General features: G+C 63.0%; 20 protein-coding genes. 11 read left to right on the forward strand and 9 right to left on the reverse strand.

Going from position 1 to position 22,635, the window contains the following annotated elements; all coding sequences use genetic code 11:
- Positions 1-31: 31 nt before the first annotated feature.
- Entirely contained in the window at positions 32-1,396 is a 1,365-nt protein-coding gene (gene radA, locus F474_RS18255) for a DNA repair protein RadA (protein WP_097087305.1), read from the reverse strand.
- Between the two features lie 174 nt (positions 1,397-1,570).
- Here radA and mscL point away from each other — a divergent pair, with 174 nt between their 5' ends.
- Positions 1,571-1,996: a large-conductance mechanosensitive channel protein MscL gene (mscL, locus tag F474_RS18260; protein WP_097087303.1), complete on the forward strand. Its 426-nt coding sequence runs from the start codon at positions 1,571-1,573 to the stop codon at positions 1,994-1,996.
- A gap of 542 nt (positions 1,997-2,538) precedes the next feature.
- On the opposite strand, the gene F474_RS18265 is transcribed toward mscL, so the two are convergent.
- Together F474_RS18265 and F474_RS18270 are read right to left on the reverse strand one after the other, a co-directional pair.
- Positions 2,539-3,042 carry a hypothetical protein gene (locus tag F474_RS18265; RefSeq protein ID WP_097087300.1) on the reverse strand — a complete coding sequence of 168 codons (504 nt, stop codon included), beginning with the start codon at positions 3,040-3,042 and terminating at the stop codon, positions 2,539-2,541.
- An 856-nt stretch (positions 3,043-3,898) separates the two neighbouring features.
- Positions 3,899-4,669, reverse strand: a complete 771-nt coding sequence (locus F474_RS18270; RefSeq protein WP_097087298.1) for a ferredoxin--NADP reductase — start codon at positions 4,667-4,669, stop codon at positions 3,899-3,901.
- Positions 4,670-4,791: 122 nt separating this feature from the next.
- On the opposite strand from F474_RS18270, the gene F474_RS18275 reads away from it, so the two are divergent.
- Positions 4,792-5,916, forward strand: a complete 1,125-nt coding sequence (locus tag F474_RS18275) for a methyltransferase (RefSeq protein WP_097087297.1) — start codon at positions 4,792-4,794, stop codon at positions 5,914-5,916.
- A 9-nt stretch (positions 5,917-5,925) separates the two neighbouring features.
- On the opposite strand, the gene F474_RS18280 is transcribed toward F474_RS18275, so the two are convergent.
- The 6 genes from F474_RS18280 to F474_RS18305 form a co-directional block, all read right to left on the reverse strand.
- Entirely contained in the window at positions 5,926-7,410 is a 1,485-nt protein-coding gene (locus F474_RS18280) for a glucosyltransferase domain-containing protein (protein ID WP_097087295.1), read from the reverse strand.
- Positions 7,407-8,366 (reverse strand): glycosyltransferase family 2 protein, encoded by a 960-nt coding sequence (locus F474_RS18285; RefSeq protein WP_097087293.1) that lies wholly within the window; start codon positions 8,364-8,366, stop codon positions 7,407-7,409. The genes F474_RS18280 and F474_RS18285 overlap by 4 nt, the downstream gene beginning before the upstream one ends.
- A complete protein-coding gene (locus F474_RS18290) occupies positions 8,360-8,737 on the reverse strand; it encodes a GtrA family protein (protein ID WP_097087291.1) in 378 nt (125 codons plus the stop codon). Before F474_RS18290 ends, F474_RS18285 begins: the two co-directional genes overlap by 7 nt.
- A 95-nt stretch (positions 8,738-8,832) precedes the next feature.
- Entirely contained in the window at positions 8,833-8,997 is a 165-nt protein-coding gene (locus tag F474_RS18295) for a DUF2474 domain-containing protein (protein ID WP_097087289.1), read from the reverse strand.
- Entirely contained in the window at positions 8,984-9,991 is a 1,008-nt protein-coding gene (cydB, locus tag F474_RS18300) for a cytochrome d ubiquinol oxidase subunit II (protein ID WP_097087287.1), read from the reverse strand. Before cydB ends, F474_RS18295 begins: the two co-directional genes overlap by 14 nt.
- 3 nt (positions 9,992-9,994) lie before the next feature.
- Positions 9,995-11,404: a cytochrome ubiquinol oxidase subunit I gene (locus F474_RS18305; RefSeq protein WP_097087285.1), complete on the reverse strand. Its 1,410-nt coding sequence runs from the start codon at positions 11,402-11,404 to the stop codon at positions 9,995-9,997.
- Between the two features lie 215 nt (positions 11,405-11,619).
- On the opposite strand from F474_RS18305, the gene F474_RS18310 reads away from it, so the two are divergent.
- The 9 genes from F474_RS18310 to F474_RS18350 all read left to right on the forward strand — a co-directional run bounded on the left by F474_RS18310 (position 11,620) and on the right by F474_RS18350 (position 22,598).
- Positions 11,620-12,846: an MFS transporter gene (locus F474_RS18310; RefSeq protein ID WP_097087283.1), complete on the forward strand. Its 1,227-nt coding sequence runs from the start codon at positions 11,620-11,622 to the stop codon at positions 12,844-12,846.
- Between the two features lie 55 nt (positions 12,847-12,901).
- Positions 12,902-13,903 (forward strand): 2-hydroxyacid dehydrogenase, encoded by a 1,002-nt coding sequence (locus F474_RS18315; protein ID WP_097087280.1) that lies wholly within the window; start codon positions 12,902-12,904, stop codon positions 13,901-13,903.
- 226 nt (positions 13,904-14,129) lie between these two features.
- The gene (locus tag F474_RS18320) at positions 14,130-15,425 is read left to right on the forward strand and encodes an NCS2 family permease (RefSeq protein WP_097087277.1); all 1,296 of its coding nucleotides are present in this window, start codon (positions 14,130-14,132) and stop codon (positions 15,423-15,425) included.
- Positions 15,422-16,510 (forward strand): tRNA (uridine(54)-C5)-methyltransferase TrmA, encoded by a 1,089-nt coding sequence (trmA, locus tag F474_RS18325; protein WP_097087275.1) that lies wholly within the window; start codon positions 15,422-15,424, stop codon positions 16,508-16,510. Before F474_RS18320 ends, trmA begins: the two co-directional genes overlap by 4 nt.
- An 87-nt stretch (positions 16,511-16,597) precedes the next feature.
- Positions 16,598-17,290, forward strand: a complete 693-nt coding sequence (locus F474_RS18330) for a dual specificity protein phosphatase family protein (RefSeq protein WP_165830341.1) — start codon at positions 16,598-16,600, stop codon at positions 17,288-17,290.
- A 39-nt stretch (positions 17,291-17,329) separates the two neighbouring features.
- A complete protein-coding gene (locus F474_RS18335; RefSeq protein ID WP_097087270.1) occupies positions 17,330-18,043 on the forward strand; it encodes a response regulator transcription factor in 714 nt (237 codons plus the stop codon).
- Positions 18,044-19,384, forward strand: a complete 1,341-nt coding sequence (locus F474_RS18340) for a sensor histidine kinase (RefSeq protein WP_097087267.1) — start codon at positions 18,044-18,046, stop codon at positions 19,382-19,384.
- 95 nt (positions 19,385-19,479) lie between these two features.
- Positions 19,480-21,708 (forward strand): TonB-dependent siderophore receptor, encoded by a 2,229-nt coding sequence (locus F474_RS18345; protein WP_097087681.1) that lies wholly within the window; start codon positions 19,480-19,482, stop codon positions 21,706-21,708.
- The gene (locus F474_RS18350) at positions 21,708-22,598 is read left to right on the forward strand and encodes an alpha/beta hydrolase (protein ID WP_097087265.1); all 891 of its coding nucleotides are present in this window, start codon (positions 21,708-21,710) and stop codon (positions 22,596-22,598) included. Before F474_RS18345 ends, F474_RS18350 begins: the two co-directional genes overlap by 1 nt.
- The last annotated feature ends 37 nt before the right edge of the window (positions 22,599-22,635 follow it).

The raw sequence follows: 22,635 nt of genomic DNA on the forward strand, positions 1-22,635 counted from the left end.
TCGCTCCTGGCGTTGGCAAAAGAGGGTCAGGTTATTCGAACAGGGCATCGAGCGCCTGTTCCAAGCGCGTGACCGCCACGATCTCCAGGCCAGGGGGCGCCTCCTTCGGGGCGTTGGCCTGGGGCACGATGGCACGCTTGAAACCATGCTTGGCGGCTTCCTTCAGGCGCTCCTGGCCGCTGGGCACCGGGCGCACTTCACCCGACAACCCCACTTCGCCGAACACCAACAGCCCATGGGGCAGTGGCCGATTGCGCAGGCTGGACATCACCGCCGCCATCAGCGCCAGGTCCGACGCGGTCTCCAGCACCTTCACCCCGCCCACCACGTTGAGAAACACATCCTGATCGTGGGTGGGAATACCGCCGTGGCGATGCAGCACCGCCAGCAGCATGGCGAGGCGGTTCTGGTCCAGGCCCAGGGTCACCCGGCGAGGGTTGGCCAGGTGGCTGTCATCCACCAGCGCCTGCACCTCGACCAGCATCGGGCGCGTGCCTTCCCAGGTGGCCATCACCACGCTGCCGGCGATTTCCTCCTGCGCCCGGCTGAGGAAGATCGCCGAAGGGTTGGAGACCTCCTTCAAGCCGCGGTCGGTCATGCCGAACACCCCCAGCTCATTGACCGCGCCGAAACGGTTCTTGACCGCACGCAGCAGGCGCAGGCGGCCGTCGGACTCGCCCTCGAAATACAGCACCGTATCGACCATGTGCTCCAGCACCCGCGGGCCTGCCAGCGAGCCTTCCTTGGTGACGTGCCCCACCAGAAAAATCGCCGTGCCGGTCTGTTTAGCGAAGCGCACCAGCAGCGCCGTGCTCTCGCGCACCTGCGCCACCCCACCGGGGGCTGACTGCAACTGTTCGGTGAAGATGGTCTGGATCGAGTCGATCACCATCACCTTGGGTTTTTCGTGGCGTGCGGTGGCGATGATCTGCTCGATGGAGGTTTCGGTCATTACCTTGAGCTTGTCTTGCGGCAACGCCAGGCGGCGGGCGCGCATGGCCACCTGCTGCTGGGATTCCTCGCCGGTCACGTACAGCGCCGGCATTCGCGCGGCCAGGGCGCAGAGGGTCTGCAACAGGATGGTAGATTTACCGATGCCGGGGTCGCCACCGATCAGCACCACCGACCCATCCACCAGGCCGCCGCCAAGTACGCGATCAAGCTCGGCCGACGCGGTGCTGAAACGGGGGATCTCTTCGATGCTAACTTCGGCCAGGGTCTTGAGCTGTGCCTGGTCGCCCGCCCAGCCGGCGCGCCCGGTAGCGGCAGTGGGCGTATTTTCCACCAAGGTTTCGACCAGGGTGTTCCAGGCGCCGCACTCACCGCACTGCCCTGCCCACTTGGGAAAGGTCGCGCCGCACTCGGTGCAGCCGTACATGCGCTTGGCCTTGGCCATGCCCGCCTCCGTTTTTTTCGCAAAAGGGCACCATGATAACCCGCTAACCGGTCAAACACGGCGGTTGATCGAAGCAAACTATTGCGGCCAAGCCCTGTCACTTCAAGAGGCGCAGGGTATTAGCCTGTGGATTACACTGCGTGCACACTAAATTTTGTTACTGGGGGTAAAAGCATGAGCTTTCTTCAAGAGTTCAAGGCCTTCGCGGTCAAAGGCAACGTGGTCGACCTGGCCGTGGGTATCATCATCGGCGCGGCCTTCGGCAAGATCGTGTCCTCGTTCGTCGGCGACATCATCATGCCGCCGCTGGGGCTGCTGATCGGCGGCATCAACTTCACCGACCTTGCCATCACCCTGCGGCCAGCCGAGGGCACCGCACCGGCGGTGGTGCTGGCCTACGGCAAGTTCATCCAGACCATCGTCGACTTCATCATCGTCGCGTTCGCGATCTTCGTGGGCGTTAAGGCGATCAACAAGCTCAAACGCGAAGAGGCCAAGGCGCCTACGTTGCCACCGGCGCCGAGCAAGGAGGAAGTGTTGTTGACGGATATTCGGGATATTTTGAAGGCGCAGGCGAGTAAAGTACCGCCCAGCCTGTAAAGCCAACCCGGCAGGCGGGTGCCCGATCATTGATCCCGGTGCCCGGCTGACAGGGAGTTGCGTTTGCGTAGTCAGGAAGTGCCGCGCAAACGCATCCCATCCGCCCTCTTAACTTTCCATATCCTGATGGATAACAACAGGGCTGCAGCCAACAGCACGGCGCTTTGCGCATTGACATACACTGCGAGGTCAGGAGCGTCTGGCTCAAATACGTAGAAGCATGGCAGCAGAATCAAGAACATCATTGTATTGACTGATAGTTGAGGCCCCTGCGTGTCGTTTAGCGCACGCAAGTGTGCGAATGCTAGGGTCAGAAACCCGCCGCAGGAAAGATAGCCATAGCCTCTCGAACGTACCGCACCGCGAATTAGTTCAGCAGCTCGACCAATATCACCACGGTGCCTTAGCGCTCTACTTAAGGGGTCAACCGGTCTTCGATCACCGGGCTGATGCTTTTTTGGGTTACCCAGGCGATCGGCAGGCACAGGTCCAGGTAGGGGGCGTGGGGTCGCCAAAGGCCATCCCGTGGCCCGCATTGGCACTCATCGCGGGGCTACCAGGTTAGCGCTGCCAGGTTTGAAGAAGCGCAGTAGCCGTACGCTACGCCCTAAGATCAAGCCATTGATCAAGCCGGCGGCTAGGGAGGAGGAGGCGACGGCGAACAGCGCATCGGCCTGTTCTGGATGCACTGCGGCTTCATAACCGCTGTAGTAACGCCAGGCGAAAAAGGCCCAATAGACGATCAGCACTTTAACGGTGCCGGCAATGATTAACCGCTCACCGTCGTGTTCGGCTGTGCGATAGGTGTACAGGTACTGCGCTATCCCGCCCCCGGCCAGCAGTGCCGTGGCATAGATCAATAGCGGCAAGGCAACGCCCTGGGAAAACTTCAACGACGTTAAAGAGAGAGCGATGAAGATTGCCGGCGTCAGTATCAGTGAGCGTTTGGTTTCCTCATTTTTGAAGCAGGCAAGGATCCCGTAGTAGGTCACTATGAAGAACACCGCATACACCCACAGCGGTGTGGCACGAAGGATATCCAGCATAAAAGGCCCTGGGCTAAGTGAAAGGAGTTGGCAACCGGGCGGATCAGTTCGGCGCCAGCACTGAATTAAGCGCATCCATTAGCCGGCCCGGCTTGCCGCGGGTGTTATGGCGCGGCCCTTCCAAGTGGCTTGCGGGTGGTTGGCGGTGACATTCACCAAAACCGCTACGCAGTCTTTGCCGTCCTCGGCGGTCGACAACGTGCCTGAGGGTGGTTTGAAGTACAACGTTCTTCAGGGACGCTCCGCTTGAGGGAAGGTCAAAATCATAAAATCAGTCGAAATTTTCAGAATTCCCGAGCCCTCGGATTTTTTGCGATCAGATCTTTCCCAGCCTGCGAATTTTCTTGAGAGGGCTTGTGGTCGATCGCCGACAGCTTGTCCAAAGGAATCCCTCGAACGTTTTGGGTTTTCGCTGATATCACAACAGTGACGGAACACAGGTTAATCGCAAGCGATTCCAGCCGGCCATAACATTTAAAAAGAAGGGAATTTTCCCAACCAGGTCATGATAGACATCGCTCCTGAACGCTCAGGCTTTATAAAAAACCTTGTAGCTTGTTGGGGGGGGGGCTACGGATAAAGAAGACCAAGCACAGGATCAAAACATTGGCTTTCTGAGTCTTTGTTGGTTGTAAGTATTCTCGTACTTAGCCTACGCCGATCTATACAGTGTCATATCGCTAAGCGGTGGTCGAAGCACTCATTCACATGGACAAAAAAACTTACAGGCCGAAAGATACTGCCCCCATGATCTACCCATTACGCCAAGCCAAGCGCAGGCCCAGGTCCAGGTCCAGGCCCAGGCCCAGGCCCGCGCAGATCCTGCAAGCACTGCTTGATCCGCGGCTGGGTTCAGTTACCAGTAGTTCTCCACCGCCACCTGCCCAGGCCGGCGGCTCAGGGCCAGTTGCATGTCACGGGCTTTGAGCAGGGCGCGGGTGTCTTCGATCATCTGCGGATTGCCGCAGATCATTACCCGCGAATGTTCGGGGCTCAGCGCAACGCCAGCGGCCGCTTCGAGGCCGCCGTTTTCGATGAGCGTGGTGATGCGCCCCTCCAGCGCGCCGGGGTATTGCTCACGGCTCACACAGGGGATGAACTGCAACTTGCCGGCGTATTCGGTCAGGTAGTCGCGCTGCTCCAGGCCTTCGATCAGCTCGCGATAGGCCAGCTCCTTGCCCTCACGGGCGCTGTACACCAACAGCAGCCGGTCGAAACGCTCCCATGCTTCGAAGTCCTGCAGGATCGACAGGAAGGGCGCGATGCCGGTGCCGGTAGCCAGCATCCACAGATCGCGGCCATCGCCGAAGCGATCGAGCGTCAGGAAGCCGAACGCCTGGCGGTCGATGAGCAGCTCGTCCCCGGGCTTGAGCCGTGACAGTTCGCTGGTGAACTCCCCGCCGGGTACCACGATGGAGAAGAATTCGAGAAATTCATCATGCGGCGAAGACACCATCGAATAAGCCCGCCACACCACACTGCCGTCCGCCTTGGTGACGCCCAGCCGCGCGAACTGCCCGGCACGGAAGCGAAAACCCTGGTCACGGGTGGTGCGCAGGGTGAACAGGCTGGGGGTCAGCGTTTGTACGTCGAGCAGAGTTTGCCGGGTGAATTTCTCGTCGCTCATGGGGCCTCCGGGAACAATGCCCTTAGTGTGGCGCAATCGGCCGTCGACAAACACCGGCGCTTTGTAGTGGCATCGGGCAAAACCTCGTAAAATCCGCCTTCGCCCGTTCTGAGCCTGCCTTGATGCCCGTGTTCTCCAGCACCTTCGCCTCCCTCGACCTGATCCGCCACCCCGAGATGGCCGATGAGCCGCTGTTCGCGTTCGACGCAGCCGACGAGTACCTGCTCGCCCACTTGGCCGAGCAGAACCTGCCGCCTACCGCGCGGGTGCTGGTGCTCAACGACGGCTTCGGGGCGCTGGGTGCCAGCCTCATGGGGCATTTCGACGTGGTCAGCAGTGGCGATTCGCACCTAGCCGCCATCGCCTTGGGCAAGAACCTCATCCGTAACGGCCGGCCCTTCGACAGCCTACCGCTGCTGCCTGCCAGCGCACCCTTCGAGGGCTTGTTCGATCATGTCGTGATCAAGGTCCCCAAGGCCCTGGCACTGCTGGAGGAGCAGCTCATTCGCCTGCAAGCCCACCTCAAGCCCGGGGCACTGGTGGTCGCCGGTGGCATGATCAAACACCTGCCCCGGTCTGCGGGCCAGTTGCTCGAAGATCTGATCGGGCCGATGCAGGCCTCGCTGGCAGTCAAGAAGGCGCGCCTGCTGGCGTCGCGCTACGTGCCTCAGGCGCAGCAAGCCTCGCCCTACCCAACGCGCTACCGGCTGGACCAACCTGCCCTTGAGTTGATCAACCACGCCAACGTCTTCTGCCGCGAAGGGCTGGACATCGGCACCCGCGCGCTGCTGCCACACCTGCCACGCAATCTCGGCGATGCCCAGGTCGCCGACCTTGGCTGCGGTAACGGGGTGCTGGCGATCGCTACCGCGCTGGCGAACCCCGAAGCGCAGTTCACGCTAGTAGATGAGTCGTACATGGCGGTGCAGTCAGCCCAGGAAAACTGGCAGGCGGCATTGGGCGACCGCCCCGCCACCTTCCGCGCCGCCGATGGCCTGGCCGGGCAGCCCGCTGCGTCGCTGGATATCGTGCTGTGCAACCCGCCATTCCACCAACAGCAAGTGGTGGGTGATTTTCTGGCCTGGCGGATGTTCCAGCAGGCACGCGAAGCGTTGGTGCCCGGTGGCGGCCTGTTGATCGTGGGCAACCGGCACTTGGGTTATCACGCCAAATTGGCGCGGCTGTTCCGGGGCGTAGAACAGGTGGCCGCCAACCCCAAATTCGTAGTGCTGCTGGCCTACAAATGAGCCAGGCACTCACTGTACCCGGCACTCCACCGGGGCGGCCTTTACGGTAAAGCGCACATACGAAACCCCATCCTGCACGTAGATGCGATACCACGGTCTCACCAGCAGCGGTTCGCCGAGCGCAGGTACGCTGTAGCGGTAGCGCAGGCGTACCGTACCGAAGCCCCAGGGTGTGAGCTGCTCGGGCAGCATCAGGTAGTGGTTGCCGAAGATGTAGTCCATGGCAGGCCAGGCCTGGGCTACGCAGTTGGGGGTGAACAAGGGGCCATTGCCGTCGCGCAGGATGACGATCTCGCGGCTGGCTTGCACCGCAGGTTGGGCCAGCAGGTCCATGCCCAGTACTGTTCGCGTGAATTGCTCCAGGCTCTGTTTGTCGTGCATGACCTGGCCATAGGCATAAGCGAACGCCAGGCAGCACCATAGAGAAGGCAGTAATAGCAGCACCAGCGCCCTGTGCAGCGTTACCCAGCCCACATACGCCAGCCATGCCAGGCCAACCAGCCAGGGCGAGGCCCCCATCAGGGCACGTGCACCCAGGGCGTTGTAGGGGTCGTTGACAAAAAACAGTAGCCCGCCCACGGACAGGAACGCACCCAGCACAGCCAGTGTGCAGAGCGCCACGAACAATACGCGTTGGGGGCGCTTCCAGCCCCTGCGCAAAATGATCGCCAAGCCCAGTAAAGCACCGAGAACGACGAGCGCGAAGGCTACGGCGGCCACCGGATTAAGAAACAAGCCCAGCCGCTGGGCTATGAGTTGGGCCCGCAGTTCCCAATCGGCGAACGAGCCCAGCACCAACCCTCCGCGATCACGGGTCAATGTCTGGTATCCGGTCAGCGCATAGGCGATGCAACCTGCCGCCACTGTGAAAAGATGGCGCAACGCCAAGGCCCATAACCTTGCCGCCACAGGCTGGCGCAGGGCCCGAACCAGCAGATCCACGCATGCAAGCCCCAGAAAAACGTTCAAGGTCAGTTGGTTCGTGCTCAGGCTCGCGGCCACCAGCACACAAGGAACGCCCCACTGCAAGAGGCGAGAACTGTGCCGCCAGGCCACCGCTTGCGCCATCAGCGCGATCCCGACGCTGACGGTGAAGCAGTCGTAATGGTACGAAAGCACCTGAAGGTAGAAGGGGTTGTACCAGAGCGGCAATAGAGTGGCGCATTGCATGGGCGTCGGGTTACCGAACCAGCGCCTGGCCAAGGTACACATGGCCCAGGCCATCGCCAGCATCCCCCCGAACAGCGTCAGGGGAAACACCTCGGGCGCAGCAGTGGTCATGCTCAGCCCGTGCATGAGCCAATCGCCGAAGGCGCGCCCTTCTTCGCGCCACCACGTCAGAGCGAGTAAGCCTCGCGCGTTGTCGTCGATGTACGCATAGTTATTCATCAACAGCGGAATGCTGTGTAACATCATCGCGGCGCCGAAGAACAGCCAAACCTGCCCTGGCCTCAACCGCTGGCGTGTCAGCCAGAACAACCATGCCCCATTCATGCCTCCTCCTCCCTAGGCGCCGCCCCGTCCGCCCGGCGGGGGGCGATGTGATCGATGATGTAGCGCGGCCGCGATTGAGTCTCGGTATAGATGCGCCCGATGTATTCACCCAGCACCCCGATGCCAATCAATTGCACCCCACCCAGAAACAGCAGCGCTGCCATAAGGGAGGGGTAACCAGCAACAGGGTCGCCCCAGATCAGTGTCTTGAGCACGATCCAGCCCCCGAAGATCAATGCCGAGCACGCAATTGCCAGGCCGATGTAGCTCCACACCCGCAACGGCAGGGTGGAAAAAGACGTAATGCCCTCCAGTGCAAGGTTCCAGAGTTTCCAGCCATTGAACTTGGAGATGCCGGCAGCCCGGGCCAGCCGCGTGTATTCGACAATGGCCTGGTGCCCCCCTACCCACTGCATGAGGCCTTTCATGTACAGGTTGCGCTCGGGCATCGCCTTGATCTGCTCGACGGTCTTGCGCGAAAGCAGGCGGAAATCACCAACATCCCCTTCGAACCGGTTTTTGCTTAGCCTGTTAAGTACACGGTAGAAGCCCCGGGCAGTCACACGCTTGAACCAGCCGTCTGCCTGGCGGTCGGCCCGCTTGGCCAACACGACATCAGCCCCTTCAAGCCAACGCTCGACCAATCGCGGCACCAGCTCGACAGGGTCTTGCAGATCCACATCAATCGGGATAACGGCATCGCCCCGGCAATGATCCAGCCCTGCCAGCAACGCTGGCTCCTTGCCAAAGTTGCGGCTCAAGCTGATCAGCACCACGCGCTGATCGGCTGCCACCAGTGCTTGTATCGCTGCCGCGCTGTCGTCGACGCTGCCGTCATCGACGAACACCAGTTCCAGGTCGAAAGCCTGGTTCTGCGACATTGCCACGGCTGCCTCATAGAACAGTGGGATGGCATCACGCTCGTTGTAGACCGGCACAATCAGCGAGATCAGCATGCGTTGCCCCTGGCTCTGAAGATCACGAAGCGGGAAAACCCATACCCCAGGCACAGGCTCAACAAGCTGAACACCACTAAGGTAATCAGCGGCGCCCATTGAGCACCTTGCGCCAGATAGCCAGTGCCCCAGGCCAGCCCACCCATGAACCCCACGAACAGCAGATAGCCCCGACGGGAGCGCGGCGCATCGAAGGTGTAAATCGAATTGGCCAGATAGCTGAAAGTCGCGGCAAACAGAAATGCCACGGTATTGGCCAAGGCTTGGCCCGCCTGAGCCAGGTAGACCAGCGCGAAGAAGGCACTTGCATGCAACAGGGTGTTGGCTACACCCACGCAGGCATAGCGCAGAAAGGAGGAATCTAGAGCCATCGAAGCCTCACAGGGCGAAGGACTCAGGCAAGCCTAAGCGTTCACACCTGCGGGCATAACTATTAGATCTATTGGGTTCCAGCCTGCAATGGCACTCAGTGGGTTCGCATCCCCGCGGCTGCCATCAGCAGGCGGATCAGGCCAGCCACCAATGCCAGGCTCACCACACTGCCTAGCCAGATGAGCGCCAGCCAGCCCAGGCGCTGCCACAAAGGCTTTTTCGCTCGCTCAGGCATTACCTTCACCTCAGTGGTAGCCATCTTCGGCGCTCACCTTGCCGCGGAACACGTAATAGCTCCAGAAGGTGTAGCCGAGGATGAACGGCAGGATGAACAGCGTACCCACCAGCATGAAGCCCTGGCTCTGGGGCGGCGAGGCGGCATCCCAGATGGTGACCGAAGGCGGAATGATGTGCGGCCACAGGCTGATGCCCAGGCCGCTGTAACCCAGGAAGATCAGCGCCAGCGTGAGCAGGAACGGTGAATAGTGCGCGCCGCGCCCCACACTCACCCAGAGCCCGGCCACCGTTGCCAGCACCAGCAGCGGCACCGGCAGGAACCAGAACAGGTTCGGCAGGGTGAACCAGCGCTGGGCGATGTCACCATGGGCGAGGGGTGTCCACAGGCTGACGATGCCGATCACCGCCAGCAGCACCAGTAGCAGCGGCCGAGTTACCTGATGCATGCGCGCCTGCAACGGGCCGGCGGTTTTCATGATCAGCCAGGTGCTGCCAAGCAGGGCATAAGCCACGATCAAGCCCAGGCCACAGAACAGCGAGAACGGCGTCAGCCAGCCCAGCGCAGGGCCTGCGTAATGCCGCTCGACCACCGGAATCCCATCGATGAACGCCCCCAGCGCTACGCCCTGGAAGAAGGTGGCGGCCAGCGAACCGCCGATGAACGCCTTGTCCCAGATGTGGCGCTTGTTGGCCCGGGCCTTGAAGCGAAATTCGAAGGCCACGCCCCGGAAAATCAGCCCCAGCAGCATGAAAATCAGCGGTAGGTACAGCGCAGAGAGCACCACCGAGTAGGCCAGTGGGAAGGCACCGAACAGCGCCGCCCCGCCCAACACCAGCCAGGTTTCGTTGCCGTCCCAGACCGGGGCGACGGTGTTCATCATTACATCGCGGTCGGCTTCGGCCTTGACCAAGGGAAAAAGAATCCCGATCCCCAAGTCGAAACCGTCCATCACTACATACATCATCACCCCGAAGATGATGATCACCGCCCAGATCAGCGAAAGATCGACGCCCATGGCTCAGGCCTCCTTGTGTTCGTGGCTGGCGGAAATCGGCCGGGCCGGTGTGCGGGCCTGGCCCGGGCCACCGCTGTGCTGGGCATCGCCTTCGTGAGGTTTGGGCCCTTTGCGCACCAGGCGCATCATGTAGCCGAAACCCACACCGAACAGCGAGAAGTACACCAGCACGAACAGCGCAAGGGTGATGCTCATCTGCACAGCGTCATGGTTGGAAGATGCGTCAGCGGTGCGCATCAACCCGTACACCACCCAGGGCTGGCGGCCGATCTCGGTAGTGAACCAGCCGGCAAGAATGGCGATCAGCCCCGCCGGGCCCATCCACAGGGCTACGCGCAAAAACGGCTTGCAGGTATAGAGCGTCCCGCGCCAGCGTAGCCAGGCACTGGCCACCCCCACCGCGATCATCAGCAGGCCCAGGCCCACCATTACCCGGAACGACCAGAACACGATGGTCGAATTAGGCCTGTCCTCGGGCGGGAACGATTTGAGCGCCGGGATCTGCCGGTCAAGGCTGTGGGTGAGGATGAGGCTGCCCAGATACGGCACCTCCAGCGCAAAGCGGGTCTTTTCGGCTTTCATGTCCGGCCAGCCGAACAGGATTAGCGGGCTGGGCTCACCCGGCACGTTGTCCCAATGCCCCTCGATCGCAGCAATCTTCGCCGGTTGATGCTCTAGGGTGTTCAGGCCATGCATGTCGCCCACGAAGGCCTGCACTGGGGCCACCAGCAGCGCCATCCACATCGCCATCGAGAACATCTTGCGCACCGGCGCGTTGTCGCGGCCGCGCAGCAGGTGCCAGGCCGCCGAGGCGCCGACGAAGAAGGCTGTTGCGACGAACGCAGCAATGGCCATGTGCATCAGGCGGTAAGGGAACGAGGGGTTGAACACCACGGCAAACCAATCGACCGGGATGACTCGCCCGTCGACGATCTGGTAGCCCTGCGGGGTCTGCATCCAACTGTTGGAGGAAAGAATCCAGAAGGTCGAGATCAAGGTGCCGATGGCCACCATGACCGTAGCGAAGAAGTGCAGCCCCCGCCCGACCCGGTTCCAGCCGAACAGCATCACGCCCAGAAAGCCGGCTTCCAGGAAGAACGCAGTGAGCACTTCGTAGGTCAGCAGCGGGCCGGTGACGGCACCGGCGAAGTCGGAGAAACCGCCCCAGTTGGTCCCGAACTCATAGGCCATGACCAGGCCGGAGACAACGCCCATGCCGAAATTGACCGCGAAGATCTTCGACCAGAAGTGGTAGAGATCGCGGTAGACCTGTTCGTTGGTCTTCAGCCACAGCCCTTCGAGCACCGCCAGGAAGCTGGCAAGGCCGATGGTGACGGCAGGGAAGAGAATGTGAAACGACACGGTGAAGGCAAATTGCATTCGGGCGAGATCTAACGCCTCTAAACCGAACATGGGCGGCTCCTCTCAGACAGGGGCATTGATCGAGGTCAATGCGTTGACAAAGAGTAGACCTAACAAGTGCACAGGTTTATGTGGTGGAACGACGCGCGGCACATTGCCTCACGGCCTTTACAAAATGAAAAATTCGTTAGCCAAGTAACTTCCTGAAACAAACAAGTGATAGGCTCGCAGCACCCCATCGCACCTACACGGCTGTCATCGCGCCCATGGCTTCGCCTACCCTCCTGCGGCATCACCGCCCGTTCCTGGCTTTCTGGCTGGCCAGAGTTTGCACCGCCAGCGCTTTTCAAATGCTCACTGTGGCCATTGGCTGGCACTTGTACCAGCTCACCAGCAATGTGCTCGACCTCGGGCTGGTAGGGCTGGTCGAGTTCGCGCCGCGTGTGCTGTTCATGCTGCATACCGGGCACGTGGCAGACCGCTATGACCGGCGCCGTGTGGCCGCGATCTGCCAGCTCCTGCAGGGGCTGGTGGCGCTGACATTGGTACTGTGCAGCCTGAACGACAGCGTGACGCGCAACCTGATCTTTCTCATGGCCTTCTGCCTGGGTAGCGCCCGGGCATTCGAGATGCCTACGACTCAGGCCCTGCTGCCCAACATCGTGCCGGCGGGGCTGTTCCCGCGCGCGGTGGCGGCCTCGGCATCGGCCATGCAGGCAGCCACCATCGTCGCCCCGGCCTTGGGCGGCTTTCTATATGCGCTTGGCAGCATGTGGGTCTATGCGCCGTCGGCGGTGCTTTACCTGCTTGCCATCGGGCTGGTTTCGAGCCTGCCGGCGCGGGAAGGCCTGAACAAGGCGGGCAAGGCCACGCTGGATTCGCTGCTGGCCGGTATTCGCTTTATCCGTAGCCGGCCCGACATTCTCGGCGCCATTTCGCTGGACCTGTTCGCTGTGTTGCTGGGCGGCGCCACCGCGCTCTTGCCGGTGTTCGCCCGTGACATTCTGCTCACCGGCCCCTGGGGGCTGGGCATGCTGCGTTCGGCACCGGCAGTGGGCGCCCTGCTGATGTCGTTCTGGCTGTCTCGCTTTCCCATCGAGCGCAACGTCGGGCGGATCATGTTCGCAGGGGTCGGGGTATTCGGGGTGGCGACCATCGCCTTCGGGCTGTCGACCTCGTTCTGGTTCTCGTTGGCGGTGCTCGCCGTGCTGGGTGCGGCAGACATGATCAGCATGGTCATTCGCGGCGCCTTCGTTCAGCTTGAAACCCCTGACGAGATGCGCGGAAGGGTCAGTGCAGTCAACGGGCTGTTCATCGGCGCCTCGAACCAGCTGGGGGAGTTCGAGTCCGGTGCCACCGCGCACTGGTTCGGCACCGTGCCAGCGGTGGTGCTGGGCGGGGTCGGCACCCTGGTGGTGTGCGGCACCTGGATCAAGCTGTTCCCCAGCCTCGCCCAGCGCGATCACATGCACCGGCCCGCGCCAGGTCAATAGCGCAGCGCGCAGGCTGGGTTAGGCTTGAGCCGTTACCCACCGCAAGGACGGCCCCATGAAACTTGCCCTGTTCAGCGCTCAGCCATACGACGTGCGCAGCTTCGAACACGCCCTGGCAGGCGAATATGCCCGGGATGACCTGAGCGTCACCTACCTGCCTGCCGCCCTGGACCACGATACCGTGGCCCTTGCCGAAGGCTTCGACGCGGTGTGCGCCTTCGTCAACGATACCCTTGACGCGAGCGTGCTCGATGCACTCAAGGCCCACGGCGTACGTGCCGTGCTGCTGCGCTGCGCCGGCTTCAACCAGCTCGACCTGGAGCACGCTCAGCGCCTGGGCCTGTTCGTGGCGCGCGTACCGGCCTATTCACCGGAAGCAGTGGCTGAGCACACCCTGGCACTGATCATGGGGCTGAACCGGCGCATCCACCGCGCTTACAACCGCGTGCGCGAAGGCAACTTCATGCTTGAAGGGCTGCAGGGCTTCAACCTGCACGGCAAGGCGGTAGGTGTGGTCGGCACCGGCCAGATCGGCCTTGCCGTAGCGCGCATCCTCAATGGCTTTGGTTGCAAGGTGCTGGGCTACGACCCTTTCCCGACCGATGCCTTCGATACCCTGGGCAGCTACGTGCCGCTGCCGGCCTTGCTGGAGCAGGCCGACGTGGTCACGCTGCACTGCCCGCTCAGCACCAGCACCCGCCACCTGATCGGCGCGTCGGCGCTGGCGGCGATGAAGCCGGGGGCAATGTTGGTCAACACCTCGCGCGGTGCACTGATCGATACCCAGGCGGTGATCGACGCCCTGAAAGCGCGCCATCTGGGGGCGCTGGCCATCGATGTGTACGAGCAGGAAAGCCAGCTGTTCTTTCAGGATTTGTCCAGCGATCGGATCGAAGACGAGGTGTTCCTGCGGCTGATGAGCTTCCCCAATGTGCTGATCACGGGGCATCAGGGGTTCTTCACGGTCGAGGCGCTGGCGCAGATCGCCGAGACCACGTTGGGGAATTTGCGGTGTTTTGCTCAAGGGGTGGCTTGCCCCAATGCGCTGACGGCTTGATTTGCTTCCAAAGAGCAGCGTCGCACGGTAAGCCGCCCGCCCACGGGCCGAATAGGGCACTGGGCTTGAAGCTTTAAGCTCAGTGGCCCGATCGCCGCCCCGGTTTTTTCTTCCAGCCGGCGGCTCGCCGCTTCTACCTTTTGCTATCATGCGCGGCTTTTTCGCCCCCTGGCACAGGCTGTGCTTTGCTTGCCGGCGAAACCTCACCACCCTCCGGAGAACGGGCATGCTCGAAAGGCTGTTCAAACTCAAGGCGCACGGCACCGATGTGCGCACCGAAATCCTTGCCGGGCTGACCACCTTTCTGGCCATGGCCTACATCCTGTTCGTCAACCCCAGCATCCTGGGCAGCACGGGCATGGACAAAGGCGCCCTGTTCGTCGCTACCTGCCTGGCCGCGGCCATCGGCTCGGCCGTGATGGGCCTGATCGCCAACTACCCCATCGCCCTCGCCCCGGGCATGGGCCTGAACGCTTTCTTCACCTATACCGTGGTGCTGCACATGGGCCACAGCTGGCAGGTGGCGCTGGGGGCGGTGTTTATCTCGGCGGTGTGCTTTTTCCTGCTGTCGGTGCTGCGTATCCGCGAATGGATCGTCAACAGCATCCCGCTGCCCCTGCGCTCGGCGATTGCCGCCGGCATTGGCTTGTTCCTGGCCCTGATCGCCCTGCAGAACGCCGGTATCGTGGTCGACAACCCTGCCACCCTGGTCGGCCTGGGTGACCTCAAGCAGCCGGGCGCTGTGCTGGCAGCGCTGGGCTTCATCCTGATCGTCGGCCTGGAAGCCCTACGAGTGCGGGGCGCCGTGCTGATCGGCATCCTGGCAATCACCGTGGTGTCGATCCTGCTGGGCTACAGCCGCTTCAAGGGCATAACGGCCATGCCGCCGTCGTTGGCACCCACCTTTCTGCAGCTCGACATCAAGGGCGCGCTGGACATCGGCCTGGTGAGCGTGATTTTCGCCTTCCTGTTCGTCGACCTGTTCGACAACTCCGGCACCCTGATCGGCGTGGCCAAGCGCGCGGGGCTGATGGGCAAGGACGGCCATATGCCGAACATGGGCCGGGCTTTGATTGCTGACTCCACCGCCGCCATGGCCGGCTCGCTGCTGGGCACTTCGACCACGACCAGCTACATCGAATCGGCCGCAGGCGTAAGCGCAGGCGGGCGCACCGGGCTCACCGCCTGCGTGGTGGCGGTGCTGTTCCTGCTGGCGCTGTTCTTCTCGCCGCTTGCCGATAGTGTGCCCGCCTACGCCACCGCCCCGGCGCTGCTGTTCGTGGCCGTGCTGATGATATCCGGCCTGGCCGAAATCAACTGGGACGACATCACCGAGGCGGCCCCGGTGGCCGCTACGGCGCTGGCCATGCCCTTTACCTATTCGATCGCCAATGGCATCGCTTTCGGGTTCATCGCCTGGACAGGCATGAAATTGGCCAGCGGCAAGGGCCGGGAGCTGAACCCGGCGCTGGTGATTCTGTCAGTGCTGTTCGTGATCAAGCTGGGATGGTTCAACGCATGAGTGGCACTGCTTTCAGCCCGGCCGACTATCAAGCGCAGCTCGGCGAGAAGGCCGAGCGCCTGCGCGAGCTGCTGGCACCGTTTGGTGCGCCGCCGGCGCAGGTGTTCGATTCGCCCCGTGAGCACTACCGCCTGCGCGCCGAATTTCGCCTGTGGCGCGAAGATGAGCAACGCCACTACGCCATGTTCGCCCCCGGCGAGAAACACACGCCGATCCTGATCGAGCGATTTCCCATCGCCAGCGAAGCGATCAACGCTTTGATGCCACGGCTGAAAGCGGCCTGGCAGGCTGACCCGGCACTGGGCTTTAAGCTATTTCAGGTGGAGTTCCTGACCACTCTGGCCGGCGACGCGATGATCACCCTGTGCTACCACCGGCCCCTGGACGAAGCGTGGGAGCAGGCGGCGCGGCCGCTGGCCGAGCAGCTGGGTGTGAGCCTGATCGGCCGCTCCAAGGGCAAACGCCTGGTCGTAGGCCGCGACTACGCCAACGAAACCCTGCACGTCGCCGGCCGCGCGTTTCATTATCGCCAGCCCGAGGGCGCGTTCACCCAGCCCAACGGGCAGGTGTGCCAGAAGATGCTCGCCTGGGCGTACGAAGCGCTCGGCGAGCGCGACGACGACCTGCTGGAGCTTTACTGCGGCAACGGCAACTTCACCCTGCCGCTGGCGACCCGGGTGCGGCGGGTGTTGGCCACCGAGATCAGCAAGACGAGCGTGAACGCCGCCTTGCACAACCTTGCGGCCAACGAGGTGGAAAACGTGCGCCTGGTGCGCCTATCGGCAGAGGAGCTGACCCAGGCGCTGAACGAGGTACGCCCCTTCCGCCGCCTTGAAGGTATCGACCTGAAAAGCTACGACTTCGGCACGATCTTCGTCGACCCGCCGCGTGCCGGGATGGACCCGGACACCTGCGAGCTGGCGCGCCGCTTCGAGCGCATCCTGTACATCTCTTGCAACCCGGAAACTTTGGCGGCCAACATCGCTCAATTGCACGACACCCACCGCATCGAGCGCTGCGCGCTGTTCGACCAGTTCCCCTACACCCACCACATGGAAGCTGGGGTGATGCTGGTACGGCGCTGACGTTTTTTTCACATTGCGCTGACTCTTCCCCGACCTCTCCCACCGCATGCTCCCGCCGGTTTTTACCCACTGGCCAGGAGCATGCCCATGCTGGCAACCGCGTTCATCACCCGCCGCCGCGTTCCGCTGCTCCTGGTCGTCGCCCTGTCTCTGGCAGCCGTAGCCGGTGCAAGCCTGGCCGGGCATCGCCATTCCCATGCCCACGCCGCCTCGCCATTGGCCGTTTCGGGCCCGGCACACCAGACCGAATGGGCACGCTCGGTCGACCCGTCCATCAACCTGTTCCAGATGAGCCCGGTGCTCTATCGCAGTGGTTTGCCCAGCGATGACCGTGATTCGCAGCTCAAGGCGCTGGGTGTGCGCACCGTGATCAGCTTCATCAAGGACGACGACCACGCGTGGGTAAAAGACCCGAGCATTCGCCTGTATAGCCAACCAATGCACGCCGATCGCGTCAGCGACGACGAAATCCTGCAAGCCTTGCGAACGGTGCGTGCCGCTCAGGCCCAAGGCCCGGTACTGATCCACTGCAAACACGGCAATAACCGCACCGGCATCGTCGCGGCCATGTACCGCATCACCTTCGAGGGCTGGAGCCGGGAGGCGGCGCTGGCTGAAATGCAGAACAATGGCTTCGGCACCGAGGACGACATGACCGAAGCGGTCGACTATCTCCAGCGTGCCGACATCGACGCCATTCGTGTCGCCCTGGCCAATGGCTCGCCCTGTGCCCACGGGATGTCATGGTGCGGGGTCAAGGAACAGCTGGGCATGCTCTGAATTGCCGAAGGCGGCAGGCGATGCGATACTGCCGCCACTGTGAACCATTCTCAAATAAACTCATCGAACCCGCCTCGCCTGCTGTTGGTCGAAGACGACCCGACGCTGTGCGCGGCCATGGGCGAACACCTGCATCAGCGCCAGTTCAGCCTCCGGCAGTGCCGTGACGGCTCGCAAGCGCTGGCCATCGCGTTGAGCGAGCCCTTCGACCTGATCCTGCTGGACATCCTGCTGCCCGGGCTGAACGGCCTGGCGCTGCTCCGCCAACTGCGCACAGGCTGCAATGTGCCGGTGATGCTGATGTCGGCACTCGGTGCCGAGCAGGATCGCATCACAGGCTTCACCCAGGGCGCCGACGATTACTTGCCCAAGCCCTTCAGCCTCGCCGAGCTGGACGCCCGCATCGATGCGCTGCTGCGCCGCGCGGCGTTGTACCGGGCCGCCGCGCCAGTGTCCTGCCTGAACCTGGTGTTCGACGAGCACCGGCATGAGGTCAGCTATCAGGGCCGCTGCGCCGGCCTGACCCACTCCGAATACCGCTTGCTGTGCGTGTTGCGCGACCACCTGGGCACAGCACTGAGCAAACCGTTTCTCTATCAGCAGGTGCTGCACCGCGCCTATACTCGCCTCGACCGCGGGCTGGACGTGCATGTCTGCAACCTGCGGCGCAAGCTTGGCCAGATCGGCCGGGCCGACCTCCAGTTGCTGGCTATACGTAACCAGGGCTACCAGCTCACTCTCAAGGCCTGCTGAATGAAAACCCGCCACTCGCTGCTGTGGAAGCTCGCTCTGCTGCAGGTCGGCTTCTGCCTCCTACTGGCCTGGCTGCTCTACAGCTGGGGGCTGGAGGTTGAGCGCAGCACCTATTTCCTTTCATCGAGCGAGCGCCAGTACCTGGCCGACTACGCCGCCGAGGCCGAAGACACCTGGGAACACCAGGGCGCACCGGGGCTGGAGCGCTGGCGCCAGGCGCTGCAGGCGCGTGAGCACACCTGGGCTGCCGTGCTCGGCCCTCGCCTGCAAAGCCTTACCGCGAACCCGTTGAGTGATGACGAGATCGCCCACTTGACCTTCATGCGCAAACTCGACTGGCCCATGAGCAAACGCCTGAAGGACGAACTGCCCTTTGTCAGCATCGACTTTCCGCGCCACCCCGAAGACGGCCGCCTGGTATTGCAACTGCCGGAACGGCTGCTGCCCAGAGGGGTGACCATGACCACCTACGCGCTGACCCACGGGCTGGTGCCAGCGCTGCTGGCGCTAGGGCTGGGCCTGCTGCTCTACAGGCTGCTGGTGGCGCCACTGGCCGACCTGCGCGAACGCGCCAATGCGCTGCGCGCCGACAACCTCGACAGCCCCGCCTACAGCCACCTGGCACAACGCCGGGACGAACTGGGCGAGCTGGCCCAGGCCTTCGAACACATGGCCACGCGAGTACGCCAGGGCCTGACGCAACAGCGCCAGCTGCTGCGCACACTCAGCCACGAGATCCGCACCCCGCTGGCACGCCTGCGCATTGCCGGCGACAGCCCAATAGGCGAAGTAGCCTTGCGTGAGCGCCTGGGCCATGAGGTCGACAACATGCAACGGCTGGTAGACGACTCGTTGAGCCTGGCCTGGCTCGATACCGAACGCCCACAGTTGGCGGCCGAGCCGGTGATAGTGGCTTCAGTGTGGGAAGCACTGGTGGCTGATGCCTGCTTCGAACTCGGTTGGGCCGCACAACGCCTACCTTGCGAGCTGGATGAGCACTGCGTGGTGCGGGTGCATCTGGACAGCTTTGCCCAGGCGCTGGAAAACCTGCTTCGTAATGCCATGCGCCACTCCCCTGAAGGCGGCGTGGTGCGCCTGGCCGGCGCCCGCGAAGGTGATGCCTGGCACCTGACGGTGACCGATCAGGGCCCAGGCGTAGCGGAGCACGACCTGGAGCGGATCTTCGAGCCTTATCTTCGGCTCGATGGCACCGAAGGCCAGGGCTTTGGGCTGGGCCTGAGCATCGCCCGCAAAGCGATCGCGCTGCAGGGCGGCCAACTGTGGGCCAGCCGGGCCGAACCTGGGCTGCGCATGCACTTGAGGGTTCCGGCGCAGTGTTAAGAAAGTTAATGCGCTTTACTCTCAAATAGCATTCAATATCATTCGTGATCGCTTCAGGCCTGCCCTTTGCTGGCCTGCCGTTTTCGGAGATCACCATGCCCCCTCGCCTGCCCCTGCCCACCCTGCTCGCGGTGTTGACCAGTGCGTCGCTTGCCCATGCCGAGCAGGTGCCCGCTTCCGCCGAACCCATTGAGCTGGAAGCCCAGAACATCGTCGCCACGGCCAAGGAAGAGACCAAGCAGGCCCCGGGCGTATCGGTGATCACCGCCCAGGACATCAAGAAACGCCCCCCGGCCAACGATATCTCCGAACTGATCCGCACCATGCCGGGGGTTAACCTCACCGGTAACTCCTCCAGCGGCCAGCGCGGCAACAACCGGCAGATCGACATCCGCGGCATGGGCCCGGAAAACACACTGATCCTGATTGACGGCAAGCCGGTGAGCAGCCGCAGCTCGGTACGCTACGGTTGGCGCGGCGAGCGAGACAGCCGAGGCGACACCAATTGGGTGCCGGCCGACATGATCGATCGCATCGAAGTGATCCGCGGCCCAGCTGCAGCGCGCTACGGAAACGGCGCTGCCGGCGGGGTGGTGAACATCATCACCAAGCAGCCCACCCAGGAAACCCACGGCTCGGCCACGGTGTACACCGCCTTCCCACAACACAAGGACGAAGGTGCCACCCGGCGCATGGACTTCGGCCTTTCCGGTGCGCTGAGCGACACCCTCACCTATCGCCTGTACGGGAACGTCGCCAAGACCGACGCCGATGACGCCGACATCAACAGCGGCCACGAGTCCGCCCGTTACGGCAACCAGGTCGGCACCTTGCCGGCCGGGCGTGAGGGGGTGCGCAACAAGGATGTGAACGGCCTGCTCGCCTGGCAACTGACACCCGAGCAAACGCTGGAGCTTGAGGCCGGCTTCAGCCGCCAGGGCAACATCTATACCGGCGACACCCAGAACACCAACAGCAATGCCAACGTGAAAAGCCTGCTGGGGCACGAGACCAATATCCTTTACCGCAACACCTGGGCACTGACCCACCGGGGCGAATGGGATTTCGGCGACAGCCTGGCCTACGTGCAGTACGAGAAAACCCGTAACCAGCGCATCAACGAGGGGCTGGCGGGAGGCACCGAGGGCATCTTCAGCAACACCAACTTCTACACCAGTGAGCTGCGCAGCCTGACCGCCCACGGCGAGGTCAGCCTTCCGCTGCACTGGGGCGCAGACCAGAACCTGACCCTTGGCACCGAATGGGTGGAGCAGAAGCTAGATGACCCCTTGGCCAATACCCAGAGCACCACTGCCGGTGGTGCGGTCAGCGGGCTTTCGTCCACCGGGCGCAGTGGCTCAAGCGAAGCGCGCATCGCCTCGGTGTTCGCCGAAGACAACATCGAATTGCGCCCCGGCACCATGCTCACCCCGGCACTGCGGCTGGACCACCACAGCGTCGTGGGTGACAACTGGAGCCCCGGCCTGAATTTGTCTCAGGCGCTTACCGACACCCTGACGCTCAAGGCGGGCATCGCCCGGGCGTACAAAGCGCCGAACCTGTACCAGCTCAACCCCAACTACCTGCTCTACTCCAACGGCCAGGGCTGCTATGGCCAGACCACCTCCTGTTACCTGCAGGGCAATGCCGACCTGGAGGCCGAAACCTCGGTGAACAAGGAGCTGGGTATCGAGTACAAGCACGACGACCTGGTGGCGGGCCTCACCTATTTCCGCAACGACTACAAGAACAAGATCGAATCGGGCATGGCACCGGTTGGCACGGCCACCGGTGGCACCGGCAGCAACGCCAATGCCTCGGTGTTTCAGTGGGAGAACGTGCCCAAGGCGCTGGTAGAGGGCCTTGAGGGCACCTTCAACATGGACCTGGCACCTGACCTGAAGTGGAGCAACAACTTCACCTACATGTTGCGCTCCGAAAACAAGCAAACCGGCGATGTGCTGTCGGTCACGCCCAAGTACACGCTCAATTCCATGCTCGACTGGCAGGCCACCGAGCAGCTCTCGCTGCAACTGGACGTTGCCTACTACGGCAAACAAAAGCCCAAGAAATACGACTACCACGGCAACCCGGTCACCGGCACTGCGCGCCAGCAGCTGGCCCCTTACGCGATCGTCGGCACGAGCGGCACCTACCAGCTGACGAAAAACCTCAGCTTGACCGCCGGCATCGACAACCTGCTGGACAAGCGCCATTGGCGCGAAGGCAACGCCCAAGGGGTGAACAACATCGACGGCGCAGGCGCGGCCACCTACAACGAGTCGGGGCGCACCTTCTACACCAGCGTGAGCGCCTCGTTCTGATGCGTGCCCTGGCTCATTGGCTGATGGCGGCCGGGCTCGCGCTCGGCAGCCTGGCGCAGGCCGCGCCACAGGACGTACCCATGGATACCCGCTTGCTCCAGCGCACCGACCTGGCCTACCGCTTCGAGACGTTCACGCTCGATTCGGCTGACGGGCAGCGGCACTATCAAGTGTGGGTAGGCTTGCCGCGCCGGCCGGCACCTGCGCAAGGCTACCCGGTGCTGTACATGCTCGACGGCAATGCAGCGCTGGAAGCGCTGGACCCTCCCCTGCTAGCGCAACTCGACCAGGGCCAGGCGCCCGTGCTGGTGGCTGTAGGCTATGCAGGGCAGCGGCGCATCGACCGCAGCGCCAGAACCTACGACTACACGCCGCAGCGCGTTACCGGCGAACAGCGCGACCCGATGACCGGTGAGCCCAGCGGCGGCGCGCAGCTGTTCCTGAAGCTGCTTGTGGGCCCGGTGGCTACCAAGGTCGAGGCGCTGGCGCCGATCGACCCGCAGCGCACCGCCCTGTGGGGGCACTCCTATGGCGGCTTGTTTACCTTGGGGGTGCTGCTCGACCAGCCTTCGGCCTTCACCACCTACATCGCCGCCAGCCCCTCGCTGTGGTGGGCCCCTGGCTGGGCCACCCGGCACAGCCAGGGGCTGCCCGCCCGGCTCGCAGCACCGCGCCGGCTGTGGCTGATGCAGGGCGAGGCAGAGCCCGCCCGGCCTCGGCCCAACCTGCCGCCGGCACAGGAAACGGCTGCCGCCCTCGCCCAGGCGCTGGCCCCAGTACCCGGGCTTTCAGTGCGCTACCAGGGCTTCCCCGGCCTGGGCCACGGCCCAATGCTGGCCGCTTCGCTGCGCCAGGCGCTGCAATGGCTAAATGAAGAAGGCGAAATGTAACAGTCGAGGCTATCCTTTTTTACAAATTTTTGACCAT

This window comes from Pseudomonas sp. URIL14HWK12:I12 (genome assembly GCF_003097135.1).
Lineage (GTDB): Bacteria > Pseudomonadota > Gammaproteobacteria > Pseudomonadales > Pseudomonadaceae > Aquipseudomonas.

Excerpts from the sequence above, each read along its gene's own strand:
- radA (WP_097087305.1), bottom strand. The coding sequence starts at position 1,396 with ATGGCCAAGGCCAAGCGCATGTACGGCTGCACCGAGTGCGGCGCGACC.
- mscL (WP_097087303.1), top strand. The coding sequence starts at position 1,571 with ATGAGCTTTCTTCAAGAGTTCAAGGCCTTCGCGGTCAAAGGCAACGTG.
- F474_RS18265 (WP_097087300.1), bottom strand. The coding sequence starts at position 3,042 with ATGCTGGATATCCTTCGTGCCACACCGCTGTGGGTGTATGCGGTGTTC.
- F474_RS18270 (WP_097087298.1), bottom strand. The coding sequence starts at position 4,669 with ATGAGCGACGAGAAATTCACCCGGCAAACTCTGCTCGACGTACAAACG.
- F474_RS18275 (WP_097087297.1), top strand. The coding sequence starts at position 4,792 with ATGCCCGTGTTCTCCAGCACCTTCGCCTCCCTCGACCTGATCCGCCAC.
- F474_RS18280 (WP_097087295.1), bottom strand. The coding sequence starts at position 7,410 with ATGAATGGGGCATGGTTGTTCTGGCTGACACGCCAGCGGTTGAGGCCA.
- F474_RS18285 (WP_097087293.1), bottom strand. The coding sequence starts at position 8,366 with ATGCTGATCTCGCTGATTGTGCCGGTCTACAACGAGCGTGATGCCATC.
- F474_RS18290 (WP_097087291.1), bottom strand. The coding sequence starts at position 8,737 with ATGGCTCTAGATTCCTCCTTTCTGCGCTATGCCTGCGTGGGTGTAGCC.
- F474_RS18295 (WP_097087289.1), bottom strand. The coding sequence starts at position 8,997 with ATGGCTACCACTGAGGTGAAGGTAATGCCTGAGCGAGCGAAAAAGCCT.
- cydB (WP_097087287.1), bottom strand. The coding sequence starts at position 9,991 with ATGGGCGTCGATCTTTCGCTGATCTGGGCGGTGATCATCATCTTCGGG.
- F474_RS18305 (WP_097087285.1), bottom strand. The coding sequence starts at position 11,404 with ATGTTCGGTTTAGAGGCGTTAGATCTCGCCCGAATGCAATTTGCCTTC.
- F474_RS18310 (WP_097087283.1), top strand. The coding sequence starts at position 11,620 with ATGGCTTCGCCTACCCTCCTGCGGCATCACCGCCCGTTCCTGGCTTTC.
- F474_RS18315 (WP_097087280.1), top strand. The coding sequence starts at position 12,902 with ATGAAACTTGCCCTGTTCAGCGCTCAGCCATACGACGTGCGCAGCTTC.
- F474_RS18320 (WP_097087277.1), top strand. The coding sequence starts at position 14,130 with ATGCTCGAAAGGCTGTTCAAACTCAAGGCGCACGGCACCGATGTGCGC.
- trmA (WP_097087275.1), top strand. The coding sequence starts at position 15,422 with ATGAGTGGCACTGCTTTCAGCCCGGCCGACTATCAAGCGCAGCTCGGC.
- F474_RS18330 (WP_165830341.1), top strand. The coding sequence starts at position 16,598 with ATGCTGGCAACCGCGTTCATCACCCGCCGCCGCGTTCCGCTGCTCCTG.
- F474_RS18340 (WP_097087267.1), top strand. The coding sequence starts at position 18,044 with ATGAAAACCCGCCACTCGCTGCTGTGGAAGCTCGCTCTGCTGCAGGTC.
- F474_RS18345 (WP_097087681.1), top strand. The coding sequence starts at position 19,480 with ATGCCCCCTCGCCTGCCCCTGCCCACCCTGCTCGCGGTGTTGACCAGT.
- F474_RS18350 (WP_097087265.1), top strand. The coding sequence starts at position 21,708 with ATGCGTGCCCTGGCTCATTGGCTGATGGCGGCCGGGCTCGCGCTCGGC.